A 17,883-nucleotide genomic window follows, 5' to 3' on the forward strand; every position below is an offset into this window, starting at 1 on the left:
TAGTAGTGTAACTATTACCAAGCCAGGCAGAATAAAAATAAAGGCAAACCTAAATTACTGAATTTAAAATATTAAATAAATGGCTTACAGATTGCTAGCTAGTTATTAAGATTAACTAAAAAGGCAATATCATGGAAATTGATTTACAGTGGCACGAAATCGTTGATAATCTGATTCACTTAGGCATAGCTTATTTACTCGCTTTGCCAATGGCCTACGACAGAGAGCGCAGCCAAGATGGTGCGGGGCTGCGTACCTTTCCGTTAGTAGCGGTGGCATCATGTGGTTATGCGTTAATTGCGTTGTCTGTACTTGACTCCTCTGAAGCACAATCAAAAATGTTGCAGGGGATCATTACCGGTATCGGCTTTATTGGCGGTGGCGCAATTTTAAAAAATAACCAATCTACCTCAGGTACTGCCACCGCGGCGAGCATTTGGAATATGGGTTTAATTGGTATTGCTGTGGCCTACAGTCGCTACGAAATAGCTATTTTACTGGCCATTATTAACTTTATAACATTACGCTATATTAAAAAGTTTAAGTAACCTCTTAATTTTATATCTTAATAAAAACAAAAAAGGCGCTAGAAAAGCGCCTTACCAAACAAGAATGTGTGCTTAAAACATGTCTTGATAGGGATTTTTTGTATTAAAAGCAATCGCTTTTTCAAAGCCAGGAAGGTGTATGCTTTGCTCATCTATAACAATGTCGTTGTCGTCAATTAAGCCATCACCAAAACGATAAATTAGTTGGTATTGGCCTAAATCAGCTTGTGATTGATAGCTTTGTTGCGCTGCTTTTACAGCCACATTTTTATTAGCATAATCATTCATAACGCTTTTGCCATGGCGCTTGGCAAGCATTTGCAGTGTTATTTTTGCAGACAATACTGTAGCGGTAGCATTGTTACCACCAAAGCCTTTTGAGTTAATAAATGCAATATCCATATCACCGCAATCATAGTGGCTGTTTCTAATATCTAGATGATCAGCGTAAACATCGTCGGCTATTTTATCTATAGTCGTAATACCAGGCATAATATTGTGGCTAAATACACCTAATGCTATAGCTAACTGATCGCCACTTGCAGGAGCAATAGTATGGCCAACATATGCTTTTGGCGCAGTTACTTTCCAGTTATCAATAGCAAAGGTTTGTGCCACTTTATGATAAATTAATGACTCGGTTACACGGTTTAACGGCGTACTTGAACCATGGGCTAATATAAAGCTGCGCTGTTGCAGGGCTTCTTTACCTAATAAGCTACTTGCCAGTGCCGCCGATTTTGCCATAGTAATGTAGTTACCCGGCCCTGGTGAAGTAATCGACTTTTTAATCCCGTCGGCATTTACAAATACATCTGGCACACACCCCATAATGTCAGCGCCTAACTCTAGTGCTAGAGCATCATCCATTAAAATAGCCACTTGCGCGCCTTCACCTAGCGTAAAGCCACAGTTTTCGCCAAACGGGCGGCTACTTTTACGATAGTCGGGCTCATCTGTATTACTTAAGTTATCTAAACGGCGCAAACCTTCAACGTTTGCCAGTGCGCTCATGTTACCAAAGCCTTCTATAACCTCTGGCGTAATAGCACATTCAACACTGGCTACCACAGCAACGCGGGTGCGCCCTGCTTGTATATCGTTAACCGCTGCGCGTAAGTTATATAAAAACGTAGCACATGCGCCCGAAGTTGAAAACGTAGTACCTACGTTGCCCGTTACATACGCATTAATAAAGTCGGTCGACATAGTATTAAAACCCAGCGCTAATTGCTTAGTGCTTACGCGGTCGCCTTGCTGGCGAGCTTTAACTAAGCCACCTAAACCTGTGTCATCCATTTGGCCAATAACAGACGCCGAATAAGTACCAATTTTGTCTGGCTCTACGCTATTCATTATATGTTGCCAATCAAGCCCGGTTGATTTTATTGCATCGGTAGCAGCAAAAATAGTTGCTTGCAAACCACGTGGCTGATAGCGGCTGTTATACATTACAGATGGATCAAACCCTGTAGGAAACTGCCCTGCCGATTTAATCGGGTTGTCGCGAGTTGAAGCGTGTTTAACATCTATATCTGCGGCAATAGTAACTTTAACTTTTTTACCTTCGAGTTGCTCTACCTGCCAACTTGCAGGTACCGGTTGTGGTAAATCGCGAGCACGGGTTTCAAACACAATCGCATTCTCATCCGAGTTGCTTAGCGTCATTTTTTGCTGCCATGGGGTAGCGTCTGGATCAAAATGTTCGTTTTCGATTTTACGAATAAGCGTACCGGCAATTATTTGTTCACCAAAACGTGCTTCTATGTCGCTTTGCTCAACATTGTTACCTTGAGTGTCTTGTAGTTGATTATCAACAACACTAACTAAATTCATCAAGGTGGCGAGGCCTAAAAACGTTTCTTGACGATCTTGTGCACTTAAACTGTCTAACACAATACGGCGGTAACCTTGGTGAAAAGAAGTACGGCCAGCGGCATTAATGCCTCCCATGCCTACAATTACGGGTAATGCGGTCATAATTTACCTTTAAAAAACGTGTTATAAGAATATGACACCAGTTTAAATGGATTACGCACCACGCTTTGTGCTTTAATAGCCAAATATTAAGAATAAAAGGCCAACCCTAACTGGTCGGAGCATCTATATGACTGATAAACAGAGTAACCCCCCATTAAATATAGCTATTGCTGTTTACCAACACTTATTAATAACGAGTTTAACCCTCCCTATAGAAATGTTGAGAGCGGGCGAAGCTTTTGCAAAAGGCCATATTAATAAACAAAACTTTAGGCCACTCGCTATTTATTTAGTTGCTAAAAACCATGAACCAATAAGTAATCGTACCGGCTTGGCAATCCTTCCCGATTGCGCCACCAGCAATACCCCCTATTGCGATTTAGTAATAGTGCCCGGTATTTGGCGAAACCCGCGCCCAGTTGTACGCACTAATCAAAATATAGTTACTTGGCTGGGGCAAAGTTTTACAAATGGCAGCCATATTATAGGTGTAGGCACTGGCAACTGTTTACTAGCAGAGGCCGGGTTACTTGACGGGCACCCAGCAACCACCCATTGGCATTACGCTAAACAATTTAGTCACGACTACCCCAAGGTACTGTTAAAGCCTGACTTTTTTATTACTCAATCAGAGCGACTCTATACCGTAGCCAGCCTAAACGCCCTAGCCGATGTAATAGTGCATATTATTAGCCAGTATTATGGCAAAGCTGCAGCGCAGCATGTTGAGCGCAATTTTTCCCACGAAATACGCAAACCCTACGAAGATCAGCGCTATCTTGAAGGTGCGGTTGATCGCCATCCCGATGAATTAATTGCCCAAATTCAATTTTGGTTAAAAACCAACTTAGCAACAGAGCTTAATTTACAGGATGTAGCCGCACAGTTTAATTTAAGCTATCGCTCTTTTACGCGGCGCTTTAAAGCAGCTACCAACCAAAGCCCTATTGAGTATTGGCAACAGTTACGAGTAGAAGGTGCTAAAGAGTTGCTCGCTTCGTCAAATTTATCAATTCAGGAAGTAGCGTTAGAAGTTGGCTATAACGATCAAGGTCATTTAACGCGAATATTTAGAAAAATACTGAACCAAACACCCAGTGAGTATCGTAAAGTAGTGAGAAAAAAATTGTTTGGCTAATACTTTAAAAACAAGTCAGGCTACTGTAATAATATAAACCATTAACTAAAACACAAGGAAGTTGGAAATATGCATGTAAATTTTAGCGAAAATTTACTATTAGATATTGAAGCAGAGACTGATCTCAATATTAGACTAACTCGCTTGCTAGCACTTATTCGTAAACACCTTGATATGGACGTTGCTTTTATTTCTGAGTTTAAAGACTCTAAACGTATATTTAAATTAGTAGATACCAAACGCCCTAACGAGATTGTAAAAGTAGGTAATTTTGATCCCATAAACGAAACCTACTGTAATAAATTAGCCAATAATGAACTAGATAATATAATACCTGACACCAGTAAAAATAGTATAACCCGCGATATGCCGGTTACTAAAAAGCTTAATATTGGCGCTTATATTGGGGTGCCAATTACCTTATCTAACGGCGATATTTATGGCACATTTTGCTGCTATAACGAGCAAAAAGACGACACATTAAACAAGCGTGATCTGGCGTTTTTAAATTTAATTTCAGATCTGGCTTCGCAGCTTATTGATACGCAAATACAAGACAATGAAGCAAAACAAATTATTAAATCTAACGTACTTAATATTATAAACACAAACAATATTGAAATTTACTACCAGCCTATATATAGCTTAAACACAAATAAAGTTTCGGGTTACGAATCCTTGTCTCGCTTTTTTGTTGAGCCCTATAGAACACCTAACATTTGGTTTGATGAAGCAGCACAGTTTGGTTTAGGTGAAGCCCTAGAAATGTTGGCAATAAACAATGTTTTAGGCAATATGAGTCATTTTAATAAAGAGGTGTATGTGTCAATTAACACCTCTCCAGAGCATATACTAAGTGGTGCCGTTGCCAATGCATTAGCTGCTATTTCTGATTGCAGTAATATAGTATTGGAGGTAACCGAACACTCTCCTATTGCCAACTACAATGAAATGTTAACGGCACTCGCGCCACTGCGTAAAAAAGGCATACGCCTAGCTATAGACGATGTTGGTGCGGGGTATTCTTCTTTTCAGCATATTTTGGAGCTACAAGCAGATATTATTAAACTTGATATTAGCCTTACCCGAAACATTAATAGCGATCGTCGTAAATACTTATTAGCTAAAGCGTTATGCGGATTTGCTAAAGACATTGGCTGTAATATTATTGCCGAAGGCATAGAAACACTAGAAGAAATAAACACCCTACGCAAACTAAATGTCGATAAGGTTCAGGGCTATTATTTAGGCCGCCCACAAGCACTTTGCGATGCTTTAGTGCATCAAAAATTAGTATTAAGTTAGTTATAAATTTAATTATAAAGACGCCACTTTATAAGTGGCGCTCTGTTTTATTTTCGCTTTTGCGATAATAGCGCTTAGAATAAATTTTAACTTTAGTGTGCACGCCTTTACTTAAACTTTTAAACTTAGCTTCAAGCACATCAACACCGTATAAAATACCGACCACCAGCACAGAAAGCTTAATAGCTGCGCCCAAGTTTTCGGTGGCTATCATTACACCAATAGACGCTAACACCCAAATGGTTGCTGCCGACGTTACTCCTACCACAGCGCCGTCTTTAGCTAGCATTACGCCTGCGCCCAAAAAGCCAATACCAGTAATTATTTGCCCCACTACGCGAGAGTGGTCAATTACATCGCCTTGTAAATTAAACGCAGTCGATAAAAATAAATAGGTACCTAAAGTAATTAACGCAGAAGTACGAATACCCACAGGTTTGCCACGTAATTGGCGCTCAATACCAATAATAGCGCCACAAAATGCCGCCGTACCAATTGCAGCCCATGAGTAAGGAGCTACATCAAATAAATCAGGTAAAAACACGTAATTTCCTCGTTATTCATATATGAATAGTTTAATTTTATTTTAACAATCTTTTGATTTAGCAATAGCCACAGCTGTTCTTAAGCGTTGGCTACCAAACGCCGACATTTTACTAAAGTCGCTGCGGGCAATGGGCACATATTGGCAATCTATAGCCAATTGACTATCACTTCCTGGCTCACAAAACGGATCATGAACATACACACAGTGCTCATCTAAATGCGTAACACACACCCAATGCGGTGATTTTTTACCATCAAACCGATAAGTGCTTATTAATAGCAGCACGCTAAAATTTTGCTTCAGCCAACGCTCAATGTCTTCAAGCTCAACATCTTTATTACTAAGCGGTATTTTAGCAGCGGTTATGCCATCTACAAACTGCTGATGCACCGTTGCTAATACTACTTTTTTATTTTCACTGCGCACGCCATCTAAAAACAACGGCTCTAGGGTATTAACAATTACCTCGCTGTTAAAACCACGTTTATGTGCCGCCAGTGCTAAACCAAACGGATGGCAGCCGCCATGCCCAGAGGTCATAAAAATAGTAGTGCCTTCTCGCCATAACGACAACTCATGCGATTGAGTCAGTTCAGTGCTAGCATCTAAGCTCCCCATAGCCATTAACAACGCCGCAGGACCACAGGTAAACTCAGTAGTTTGCTGATACCACGGAGTTAACCGTGCTAACTTAAGCTCACTGGTTTTACGAATGTTTTTTTGCATGCGTAGCGCATCGCTGTGATCGTCGTAATAATCGCTATATTGACCAAACACCCGATAACCTAAGCTTTTATACAAACCAATTGCGCTGTCGTTATTTACAGCCACTTCTAAACGCAGATAAATTCGCCCACGCTCTGCGGTGGCTTTTTCAAGTGCAATAAGTAGCATTTTTGCAATGCCTTTGCCTTGCATGGTAGGTAATACCGCAAGCGAATAAAGACGCGCTAGACGAGTGCCTTTATGGCACCAAATTAGCCCATAACCGCATAACGCATTATTTTGCTCGGCAACTAATAAAATACCGTGCTTAGCACTTAGCCAGCGCTTTAAACTGCGCGGGCTAAGCTTGTCGTTACTAAAGCAAGCATTTTCAAGTGCTGTAAGCGCGGTTAAATCACTGATAAGCGCTTGGCGAATAACCACTTGCTCAGTCTGTTCATTAACCACACTCTCAACCATGGCTTTTGCCATTAACCACGACCCCTCGCTTCAAGGCGTTGTTTAAACTCATCCATAATGATCATATAAAGCTCATCGCCTAAATAGCCGTCTTCTACTTTATGATCAATACTTGGGTTATCGTTTACTTCAAGTACATAAGCACGCCCTTGATGTTCTTTTACATCAACGCCATATAAACCCTTACCCACTGTTTTACACGCTTTTAATGCTGCATCTAATACCGCTTTTGGTAACTCAAAGGTTGGCAATGTTTCAAAGCCACCAGAGAAAAAACGTTTAGCATCGTGGTTATAAATTTGCCAATGGTTACGCGCCATTAAGTAACGACACGCGTAAATTGCACGGCCATTTAGCACACCTACTCGCCAATCGTATTCGGTGTACATGTATTCTTGTGCAAGCACTAAAGCACTAAATTCAAATAGCTCAGTTAACTTAGCTTCCAGCTCAGCACGGTTTGTTACTTTATATACCCCTTTTGAAAACGAGCCTTCTGGCATTTTCAATACTAACGGGTAGGTAAACGCCGCTTCTAACTGCTCAAGGGTGTCGCTTGACTGATCAGCCACAACCACTGTTTTTAAACTAGGTACTTTTTGATAGTTAAACGCATCGTGTAAATACACTTTATTACAACAACGTAAAATAGACTCCGCATCGTCAATAACCACTAAACCTAAGCTTTGTGCCTTGCTAGCAAGGCGATATGTTGGGTGGTCAATTGCTGTAGTTTGACGAATAAATAACGCATCAAACTGGGCTATATTGTCTATTTCGTCAAAGCTTAATGCTTGGGCATTAATACCATGTTTAGCCGCTGCTTTAATAAACTTTGCTATTGCGTCTTTATCGCTTGGTGGCACCTTTTCATTGTGATCAACAAGTATTGCCATATCCCAGCGAAAACGACGTCGCTCCGCAGTAATACGCCATTGCGTTTGGGTAAAGTTATTCAACTTAGCTACAAAATCGCTGTACTGTTGCTCATCTAATGACGATAACGACCCTTGTTGTAATAAGCCTTGGTTATCAACAAATAAAATAGGCGCCGGGTATTGTTTAAATACCGATTTAGCCGCTTTTGTTTGCTCATCGTTAGTAGCATTACCAAAGTATAGAGCGCCATCTATTTGGCCAACATTGTGCATAGGTGCTTGGCCGCTACGTAACGCATTTATTGTTTTTACACTTGGTAATACTTGGTGCTTACGCGCTTCAGCGAGTAGCGAGCAATAGTAACCTTTGCTCAAGTATTGGCTTGAATCACATAAGTTAATAATGCGAGTTTTAGGTTCATCACGTTTTGGATAGTCACGTAGGTAAGTATTAAACGTAATAACATTTTCGAATGATTGAGCAAGAGTTTGCTCGTTGTTATCAACCACAATTAAGGTTTTAAACACGACTTTTCCTAGTTAAGTCTAATTATAAAAGCATGCTTAATTTTTTATAATTAAGCATTAAAAATAGAAACACCCATCGTACTAAGTGGTGCATTGCGCGTGTCACTTAATAAGATGGGTGCTTTAGTTTAGGTAATCCTAAACCACATCTGCTTTATAAGGCCTTTTTGATAAACTAACAAACGAGATATTTTTAGCGTGAAGATGAAAATTATTGATGTAGGTCGAATAAATGGCGAAGCCACGCCATCCGACACATAATTTATGGGAACGGTAAGTGTTTATAACCTTGGCTTGGCTCTGCCTGATGGCGGGATATTATTGTGATGCTGCTTTATTGTCGGATGGCGCTTCGCTTATCCGACCTACGTTTAAATATTCCATATGTAAGAAATTACACAATAAAACATTGATGTAGGTCGATAAATGGCGAAGCCATGCCATCCGACACATAATTTATGGGAACGGTAAGTGTTTATAACCTTGGCTTGGCTCTTTCGGGTGATAATATATTATTGTGATGCGGCTTGATTGTCGGATGGCGCTTCGCTTATCCGACCTACGTTTAAATATTCCATATGTAAGAAATTACACAATAAAACATTGCTGTAGGTCGGATAAATGGCGAAGCCACGCCATCCGACACATAATTTATGGGAACGGTAAGTGTTTATAACCTTGCCTTGGCTCTTTCGGGTGATAAAATATTATTGTGATGCGGCTTGATTGTCGGATGGCGCTTCGCTTATCCGACCTACGTTTAAATATTCCATATGTATGAAATTACACAATAAAACATTGCTGTAGGTCGGATAGATGGCGAAGCCACGCCATCCGACACATAATTTATGGTTTTTCACCACACCAATTATTCGTGTAAACACCTTGCTTAACTGCTCTGTGAAAACTTGAATAAGGCCAATCAGCAACCCTACTAACTAAGCCATGTTTCATAGGGTTAAAATGCACGTAGTTAACATGATGCCAATAATCATTATCATCCCTAATTGTATGCTCCCAAAAGCGGCGTTGCCAAACTCCCCGCTCATTTTTACGTTTTCTTGTTTGAGTTAAAAATTCTGTTTTTGGGAGTGATTTTGAAAATCGCTTTTTAATTTCACGCCAACGCCCAGAGTAATCACTATCGTTATCTGGCAAGGTTAAAACCGCATGAAGGTGATCGGGTAGCACAACCCATGCGTCAATGTAAAATGGCCTTCGTAATTTAACAAAGCGAATAGCCTCGCGTAATAAATCAATATGTTCAACTAATAACGACTTATTACGATCGAGCAAATTAACAGTAAAAAAATATGACCCTCCTTTTACATAATTCCTACGATATTGCATTTTATTCTCACTATATTATTTAAAGCGCATCAAATAAATAAAGCGTAAATTTAGGATATATACAACATTGACGTAGGTCGGATAAATGGCGAAGCCATGCCATCCGACAATAAAATGAGGGGGAATAAATACGTTTTGTGGTGCTTAAAAATGGGCTTTGCTTACAACCAATATTTTATAAAATTTCTACAATGTCATAATCGTGCTTTACATCGGCAATGGTTAAACTAATGCCATCATCAATTTGTTTATTTAATAACAGCTTACCTAGTGGTGCGCCGGGGGTTACAACGGCAATCGTTAAACCTTTAACCTCTACGGTTAACCCACCTGCGCTTGGGCCTAAATAAAACCATTTTTGCTGCTCATTTGTACCCTCTAAGCACACTAGCGAGCCAATGGCTATTTTACTGCTGGCTGGCTGATTAAATATGGGCTTAAATAACTCCATGCTTTTATAGCAATCGTTTACGCGCTGCGCTTGGCCTTGGGCTAAATAGGCGGCCTCTAACCCTAGGGTATCGTATTTGTTTTCTGCTATGTTTTCTTCGTGCGTGGCGGTGTCGTGCGCTGTTTTAGCGGCCACTTTTGCGGTGGTAAGCTGCGCCTCTAGGGCAAACTTAAGGTGTTCAATAACGTGGGCTTTGTTCATGAGGTTTACACACATACAGTAAAAATATTGCGAGCAGTTTAACATTGCTACGGGGGCTAAACACAATAGTTTGGCCCCTAAGCTTTGTTTATTTGTATGCTTTGAGCCTTTATGGCATATCCATGAGCGCTTGGCTTTGGCTGTCTATTTCCACTTCGTAGTTTTTAGCACTTAACCCCATTAGCTCGGGCAAGGTGGCGGCAATGCAAACAGATGAAAACGTACCCACAACAATGCCACTAAATAACGCAATAGCAAAGCCTTGCAGCGGTGTTCCAGCTAATAGCCACACACTTGCTACTGTGGCTAAAGTGGTGCCTGAGGTAATTAAGGTACGCGTTAGGGTGCTTTTAATCGCACTATTTATAATGCTGGATACGCTAATACTGGCATTTAATTTAACTCTTAATAGCTCACGCACCCTGTCACCAACAATTATAGAGTCATTAAGTGAGTAGCCTATAATTGCCAATAAACTGGCTAATACGGTTAAGTTAAATTCAAGCTGTAATAGCGAAAACAAACCCAGCACCAATATTAAGTCGTGTGTTAAAGCAACTACCGAGCCAAGGGCTAAACGCCATTCAAACCTTATCGCTAAATACAGCATTACTGCAACCATAGCTGCTAGAAGTGCCAAACAGCCTTGTTCAAATAGCTCATCGCCCACCTGCGAGCCAATATAGGCCGATGACAATACCGTGGCATTTATGTCGGTGCTTTGTGTTACCGCACTTTGCCAATCGTTGCTGCTATTACTCGCAGATTGATTAATAGCTGGCGCTTCTCTTAATTGAAAGTGGTTATTCCCTTGCGCTGTTAGCTCAAACTCACCGTTGTGGTTTTTAGCTATAAAAGTTTTAAGCTGCTTTAGCTCAATACTTTGGTTAGTCGTAAATTCTGTTAAGTAACCACCGGTAAAATCTAGGCCAAAGTTAAGCCCTTTTTGCGCTAAGGTTACTACCGATAGCAATACTAATACTGTACTTAAAACCAAGCCCATAAAACGCATGCGTGTGCCGGTTTCGCCTTTTAAAAAATAATTAAGCATCTGTACTTACTCCGCTTTTTTTACCCAATTTTAAATACAAACTTTGGCTCAACACTTTCGATACATACACGCCTGTAAACATACTGGTTACTAAACCCAGCGCCAAAGTAATTGCAAAGCCTTTCACTGGCCCATAACCTATACCGTATAAAATAAGTGCAGTGATCATAGTGGTAATATTGGCATCAAAAATAGTGCTAAATGCTTGCTTATACCCTTGCTCAATAGCTTGATAAGGCGCGCGGCCTTTACGGCGCTCTTCTTTTATACGTTCGAATATAATGACGTTGGTATCTACTGCCATACCTATGGTTAGCACCAATCCGGCAATACCGGGAAGCGTAAGCACTACCCCAGGCAATAACGACATTAAACCCACTAATGAGGTTAAATTTAAAATAAGTGCTACGTTGGCAATTAACCCTAAACGTCTGTACCACATAGACATAAATGCCAAAGTAATACCCATACCTAACATTAGGGCGGCTAAGCCGTTACTTATATTTTCGCTGCCTAAGCTTGGCCCTATGGTTTGTTCGTGCACTATAGTAACCGGCGCACTTAACGAGCCTGCACGTAACAATAGCGCTAAGTCGGCCGCGGCTTGTGGGCTTTGCATATTGGTTATGCTAAAACGCGAACTTAAGTGCTGAGCAATATTGGCTACATTAATAACCTCACTCTTTTTAACTACCTCTCCTTTAGCATTTTGCGAATACTCTGAGTAAACCGTCGCCATAGGTTTACCTATATTAGCTTTAGAAAATGCCGACATAGCATCGCCGCCTTGGCTATCAAGGCTTAACTGCACTAGCGGTTTGCTCCAATCGTCGCGCCCAGCATGAGCGTTATTAATGTGCTCACCGGTAAAAATTGGCACAGGGTCGAGTTTTATAGTACCGCCCGTCTGTAAATTAAAGGTTTGCCCACCCACAGCTTTTAATTGATAAAACCCCAGGGATGCCGTTGCGCCAATAATGCGTTTTGCCTCGGTAGGATCTTGCACTCCGGGTAATTCAATACGAATGCGCTGCTTACCTTGGCGCTGCGTTACCGCTTCGGTTATGCCCAGCTCTTCAATTCGCGAACGTAGAGTTGTGAGAGTTTGGCTCATTACTTCTTTGTTAAACGCGCTACGCCCTTGCTCTGAGTAACTAAATTGCGCCGTTTTAACTGTGCCATTATTGTTTGTTACTACTGCTAAGTTAGCAAAGCGGCTTTGCAGCTCTTTAATAACAGAGGGTAATTTATCAGCTGCATTAGGTAGAGCATTTATTTCAAACCCAGTTTGAGTTTGCAGCGCTTTTACTCCATGTGCCTTTTGCTTAATTATGATTGATTTAGCTTGCTGATACACACTCACTAATTGCTCATCAATGGCTTTATCTAAATCTACATCAAGTACAAATAACACTCCACCGTTTAAATCTAGACCAAGCTTTATTGGCGAAAGTCCAAAGCTTTGTAACCAGTTTGGGCTGGTAGCACGCTCCACAATTTTAACCTGAGTATTTGCATATTGCGCTTTTATAGCCGCTTGTGCCTGGGCACTTTTTGTAGGCTCGTTAAGCAGCACATTTATTGTTGCTTGCGACTCATGCGCTTGCGCCACATTTAAGCCTTGCTCATTTAAAAATGTAACTAGGGTATTGGTGCTCGGGGGTGTTTGTATTTCGGTGTGTGGGGCTGCGCTAACATACAACCATGACTGGTTTGGATATAAATTAGGTAACGCACTTATTGCCAATAGCAGTAATACCACCAACATAGCAAAGGTGCTTAATTTAAATTTAGCCATAAACGGCTTTTTATTATTTTTAAAACTCAACATTGTTATTCCTTACTATCAGCAACTAGCTGATAAGCGCTTAAAAAAGCACAATTAATCTGCAAGCTAAAACTTTAAAAGTTAAAACCTATTAATTATTAAATAAGGAAATTAAGCGTGATGAGTGTTGGTAGCGCTGTAAAGTAAGTTAGCTTCTTTCCAGCCACTAATACGAGACTTTTTACTATTAGAAACAACCGTATACCAAGGTAGTGCCGTGCTTATAGCTTTAGGTTGTAAATAAAACTGCCTTGCAAGCGTATGAATAAAAAACTCATAAATAACGTCGTATTCAGGCTCTGTTTGCGCACTAAATAAAAACAACGATGAATTACTGGCAGTTAGCCTAGGTTGCAGTGCATCAAACGCTGTTTTATTAGGCTTAGTTTGTTGTTTAGCATGCAATACTTTAACTAATATGGAGGGGTGACTTATACCTAATGAAACATTACCTAATGAAGTAGCATCTAATGAAGTAGCATCTAATGAAGTAGCATCTAATGAAGTAGCATCTAATGAAGTAGTATCTAGTGAGAAAGGAGCTGCTGAAAAAGCAGCAGATATTAAAGTAGAATTTGCAGTGTTTAAACCATGTTTAACTGGCGCGGCTTCGCTACATGCACTAAAAAGTGCAGTAATAAGCAAAAATGCAGTTAAAAACAAACGAAATTTAAACATCAATTTTCAAACTTTAATTAAGGATTACTAGTATATAAGGGCAGCTATTTAAAATACAATAGTCTAATTAAGTATTTAGCTTGATGAAAAATTAAATCCACAGCAATTTATACCCATTATAAAAACCGAGATCATTCATGCGCTCTAAACAAAGCTCAGTAAAACGCCCCGACGCAATGAACCTGCGCCAAAGTATAAAAACACTTTGGCCGTATATAACACAATTTAAAGGGCGAGTTTTTATTGCAGCTATGGCACTGGTAGGCGCTAAAGGTGCTACTTTACTTATGCCGTGGGCACTAAAAGAAATTATTGATAGCGTTGATAAATCTATTCACCCAGTGCTTTTTATTCCTACCCTACTGCTTATTATGTACGGTGCACTGCGCTTTGCCAGCGTGTTTTTAGGTGAAATACGCGATGCGGTTTTTTCGCGAGTTACCGAACACGCCATGCGCGACATAGGCCTAAAGGTGTTTAAGCATTTGCATTCGCTTGAACTGGCTTTTCATTTAAATAGGCAAACCGGTGGCATAAGTCGCGATATAGAGCGTGGCACCAGCGGTTTGAGCTTTTTAATGCGATTTTTAATGTTTAACATTGTGCCTACTCTATTTGAAATTCTTACTGTTGCATTAATTTTTGGCACTTTGTTTTCTATCTGGTTTGCGCTTATAACCCTACTTGCAGTTGCCATATATATTACCTTTACAGTAACCGTAACCCAGTGGCGCAATCGCTTTATTCGCGAAGCTAACACCGCCGACAACTTAAGTAATACCCGCGCTATCGACAGCTTACTAAACTACGAAACAGTAAAATACTTTAACAATGAAGAGTTTGAAGCCAGCACCTACGACACCTTTTTAGCACGCTGGGAAAAAGCCCGATTAAAAAACCGCATGTCGTTATTGGCACTAAACTCTGGGCAAGCGTTAATTATAGCCAGCGCCATTACCGCACTTATGTGGTTAGGCTCAAGCGAAGTAGTAACCGGTACACTTAGCATTGGTGAACTCGTAATGATAAACGCGTATATGATCCAACTGTTTTTACCGCTTAACTTTTTAGGCTTTGTATATCGCGAAATAAGACGCGCCCTTACCGACCTTGAAAACATGCTCGGGCTGCTCAACAAAAAACCACACATTGCCGACACTCCTGCATCACAACTACTAACACTCACTAAAGGTGAGGTTAGCTTTAACAATGTAAGCTTTAGTTACGATGCTAACCGCCCTATTCTTAACAATGTTAGTTTTAGCGTAAAACCCGGCACTAAGGTAGCAATAGTCGGTACAAGTGGCGCAGGAAAAAGCTCATTAGCTAGGCTCTTGTATCGTTTTTATGAGGTGTCATCTGGTAGTATCACTATAGATAAGCAACCTATAAACACCGTAACTTTGCACAGTTTACGCCAAGCTATAGCCATAGTGCCGCAAGATACCGTGCTATTTAATACTTCAATACGCGAAAACATTGCTTATGGCAGGCCAACAGCCAGCGAGGCCGAAATAGATCAAGCCATTGCTATGGCGCATTTAACAGCGTTTATAAACAGCCTTGATAAAGGCGATAAAACCTTAGTAGGCGAACGTGGTTTAAAAGTGTCGGGCGGCGAAAAACAACGCATAGCCATTGCCCGCGCAATCTTAAAAAAATCGCCTATTTTAATTTTTGACGAAGCCACCTCAGCCCTCGACTCCCATGCCGAGCAAGCTATTTTAACGGCTATGCGCACTGTCACACAAAACCATACCAGCATAGTGATTGCCCATCGCTTATCAACCATAATCGATGCCGATAATATTTTAGTATTGCATAAAGGCGAGCTTCTTGAGCAAGGCACACATTCTGAGTTACTAGCCCTTAACGGCCAATATGCGCAAATGTGGCAATTGCAGCAAGAACAAGCAAAAAACACATAAACCATTACAATTGCTCGTATAAAGACTTTATTTGCTATTTTATCGACCTCTAGGGTGATTCACCTCAAAAGGTTTGTTTAGCAGCCTCTTATAAATAACAATTACTAAAATAACCTGAACCCAGGTTAAGATAATATTTACAATAATAAAAAATATTAATTAAACAGAGTGAAAGCTCAGGGGAACACAATGAAAAAGAGTTTAATTGCAGCTGCATTAGCTGCCACATTTATTACCGGCTGTTCAGAGCCACAAACATCAAAAACGCAAGTACAACCAGCACCTACTGCACCAATAGCCGCAACAACAGAAAAAGCAGAGCTGGGTAGTTTTGGTGTTGATTTAGCTGCACGTAACGAAGCGGTTAAACCAGGCGACGATTTTTTTATGTACGCCAGTGGCACTTGGTATGACAATTACAGCATGCCTGCTGATAAAACCCGCTATGGCGCATTTTCGGCATTGGCCGAGCGCAGCGAAGACCGCGTTAAAGTAATTATTGAAGAAATTGCCGCGCGTAAAGACTTAAATGCCGATGAAAAACTAGTAGCCGACTTTTACAACGCCTACATGGACACCAAAGCACTTAATAAGCTAGGCATAACACCAATTAAGCCGCTTTTAACGCAAATAAGTGAAATATCATCAACCGACGACTTAGCCAAAATGTTTGGTCAGTCTTGGTTAACCGGTGTTAAAGCCCCGCTTGGTGGTGGCATGTGGTTTAACCGCTTAGATCCTAATAAATACGAAATGTCGTTAGGGGCTGGCGGTTTAGGCTTACCCGATCGTTCATACTACCTTGAAGACTCAGAACGTTTTGTTAATACGCGTAGCGCCTATGTGGCTCATATTGCCGACATGCTTAAATTTGCCGATGCAGATAACGCCAATGAGCGCGCACAGGCAATTTTAGAGCTAGAAACCAAAATTGCACAAGGCCATTGGCCACGCGAAAAGCGCCGTAACCGCGACCTTACATTAAATCAAATTAAACGCGACGAGCTAAGCACTGCCTACCCTGACTTTAACTGGGATGCATATTTTGCTCAAACAGGCTACAAAGTACCGCAGTTAAATGTATCGCAACCAGAGCCAATAAAAGCCATGATTGAATTAATCAATCAAGAAGACTTAGCGGTATGGAAAGATTATTTAACCTACCACGCAATAAGTGGTAACGCTAACTTGCTCTCTGAAGATATTTTTAATACTAATTTTGCATTTTTTGGTAAAGAGTTAAATGGTCAGCAAGAGCCGCGTCCGCGTTGGAAACGTGCTATAGATGAAATGTCGAGCACCAATTCACTTGGTTTTGCTATTGGTAAAATATACGTAGCACGTTATTTTCCTGAGTCGTCAAAACAACAAATGTCTGAACTGGTCGAAAACTTGCGTACCGCATTAGGTGAGCGTATTGATAACCTAGAATGGATGGGCGCAGAAACCAAAGTAAATGCGCGCGCTAAACTAGCTGCATTTGTACCAAAAATTGGTTACCCAGATATATGGCAGTCGTACGAAGGTTTAACTATTAGTAATAACGACTTAATCGGCAACGTAAAAAACATGCGTGAGTTTTTTCAAGCCGAAAGCGTTGCAAAAGAGCTGCAAAAAACAGATCGTAACCGTTGGGGTATGACACCACAGCGCGTTAACGCTTACTACAACAGTTCATTTAACGAAATTGTATTTCCAGCGGCAATTTTACAACCACCATTTTTCGATCCAAATGCCGACGCAGCAGTAAACTACGGCGGCATTGGCGCAGTAATTGGCCACGAAATGGGCCATGGTTTTGACGACCAAGGTTCTAAATCAGACGAAAATGGGATCCAACGTAACTGGTGGACTGATGCCGATCGCGCCGCATTTGACGCAAAAGCCGACCAGTTAGCGGCGCAGTACAATAAGTATGAGCCAATTGAAGGTAACTTTGTTAACGGGCGTAATAGCCTAGGTGAAAATATTGGTGATGTGGGTGGTTTAGCCATGGCTTATCATGCCTACAAACTGAGCTTAAACGGTAAAGAAGCACCGGTTATTGACGGTGTTACTGGCGATCAGCGTTTCTTTCTTGCTTGGGCACAAGTATGGAAAGAAAAACGCACCGAGCAAAGCATGTTAAATCAGCTACGCGGTGGCACGCATGCGCCGGGTCGCTTTAGAGCACAAGCCCCGCGTAACCACGACGCATGGTACAAAGCATTTGATGTAAAACCAGGCGATGAATTGTATCTTCCTGAGGATCAACGCGTACGCATTTGGTAATAGAGCGCTAAATTGC

14 protein-coding genes are annotated in these 17,883 nt (G+C 40.9%); 5 read left to right on the top strand and 9 right to left on the bottom strand.

The genetic code is table 11. The annotated features are described in order from the left end of the window. Nucleotides 1-131: 131 nt before the first annotated feature. Entirely contained in the window at nt 132-548 is a 417-nt protein-coding gene (locus HC000_RS00405; protein ID WP_011328064.1) for an MgtC/SapB family protein, read from the top strand. Nucleotides 549-620: 72 nt separating this feature from the next. Here HC000_RS00405 and HC000_RS00410 read toward each other — a convergent pair whose 3' ends face one another. Next, nucleotides 621-2,528: a beta-ketoacyl synthase gene (locus tag HC000_RS00410; RefSeq protein WP_179806599.1), complete on the bottom strand. Its 1,908-nt coding sequence runs from the start codon at nt 2,526-2,528 to the stop codon at nt 621-623. A 127-nt stretch (nt 2,529-2,655) separates the two neighbouring features. Here HC000_RS00410 and HC000_RS00415 point away from each other — a divergent pair, with 127 nt between their 5' ends. After that, entirely contained in the window at nt 2,656-3,666 is a 1,011-nt protein-coding gene (locus tag HC000_RS00415; RefSeq protein WP_179806600.1) for a helix-turn-helix domain-containing protein, read from the top strand. A gap of 69 nt (nt 3,667-3,735) precedes the next feature. Next, nucleotides 3,736-4,971, top strand: coding sequence for an EAL domain-containing protein (locus HC000_RS00420; RefSeq protein WP_179806601.1), 1,236 nt, complete (start codon nt 3,736-3,738; stop codon nt 4,969-4,971). 28 nt (nt 4,972-4,999) lie between these two features. On the opposite strand, the gene HC000_RS00425 is transcribed toward HC000_RS00420, so the two are convergent. The 8 genes from HC000_RS00425 to HC000_RS00460 form a co-directional block, all read right to left on the bottom strand. Then, entirely contained in the window at nt 5,000-5,515 is a 516-nt protein-coding gene (locus HC000_RS00425) for an MgtC/SapB family protein (RefSeq protein ID WP_179806602.1), read from the bottom strand. Nucleotides 5,516-5,557: 42 nt separating this feature from the next. Next, entirely contained in the window at nt 5,558-6,715 is a 1,158-nt protein-coding gene (locus tag HC000_RS00430; RefSeq protein ID WP_172459230.1) for a GNAT family N-acetyltransferase/peptidase C39 family protein, read from the bottom strand. After that, nucleotides 6,715-8,109: a RimK family protein gene (locus tag HC000_RS00435; RefSeq protein ID WP_011328058.1), complete on the bottom strand. Its 1,395-nt coding sequence runs from the start codon at nt 8,107-8,109 to the stop codon at nt 6,715-6,717. Before HC000_RS00435 ends, HC000_RS00430 begins: the two co-directional genes overlap by 1 nt. An 846-nt stretch (nt 8,110-8,955) precedes the next feature. Further along, nucleotides 8,956-9,459 (bottom strand): transposase, encoded by a 504-nt coding sequence (locus HC000_RS00440; RefSeq protein WP_089368219.1) that lies wholly within the window; start codon nt 9,457-9,459, stop codon nt 8,956-8,958. A gap of 175 nt (nt 9,460-9,634) precedes the next feature. After that, the gene (locus HC000_RS00445; protein ID WP_179806603.1) at nt 9,635-10,111 is read right to left on the bottom strand and encodes a transcription elongation factor GreAB; all 477 of its coding nucleotides are present in this window, start codon (nt 10,109-10,111) and stop codon (nt 9,635-9,637) included. A 109-nt stretch (nt 10,112-10,220) separates the two neighbouring features. Then, nucleotides 10,221-11,162, bottom strand: a complete 942-nt coding sequence (secF, locus tag HC000_RS00450) for a protein translocase subunit SecF (RefSeq protein WP_179806604.1) — start codon at nt 11,160-11,162, stop codon at nt 10,221-10,223. Then, complete coding sequence (gene secD, locus HC000_RS00455) at nt 11,155-12,993, bottom strand: protein translocase subunit SecD (RefSeq protein ID WP_179806605.1); 1,839 nt, start codon at nt 12,991-12,993, stop codon at nt 11,155-11,157. Before secD ends, secF begins: the two co-directional genes overlap by 8 nt. Nucleotides 12,994-13,101: 108 nt before the next feature. Next, nucleotides 13,102-13,668 (bottom strand): hypothetical protein, encoded by a 567-nt coding sequence (locus HC000_RS00460; RefSeq protein WP_179806606.1) that lies wholly within the window; start codon nt 13,666-13,668, stop codon nt 13,102-13,104. A gap of 137 nt (nt 13,669-13,805) precedes the next feature. On the opposite strand from HC000_RS00460, the gene HC000_RS00465 reads away from it, so the two are divergent. Then, entirely contained in the window at nt 13,806-15,596 is a 1,791-nt protein-coding gene (locus HC000_RS00465; RefSeq protein ID WP_179806607.1) for an ABC transporter ATP-binding protein/permease, read from the top strand. A 189-nt stretch (nt 15,597-15,785) separates the two neighbouring features. Beyond that, nucleotides 15,786-17,867, top strand: a complete 2,082-nt coding sequence (locus HC000_RS00470; protein WP_179806608.1) for a M13 family metallopeptidase — start codon at nt 15,786-15,788, stop codon at nt 17,865-17,867. Nucleotides 17,868-17,883 lie beyond the last annotated feature (16 nt).

This window comes from Pseudoalteromonas sp. MIP2626, from assembly GCF_013414205.1.
In the GTDB taxonomy this organism is placed as follows: domain Bacteria; phylum Pseudomonadota; class Gammaproteobacteria; order Enterobacterales; family Alteromonadaceae; genus Pseudoalteromonas; species Pseudoalteromonas nigrifaciens.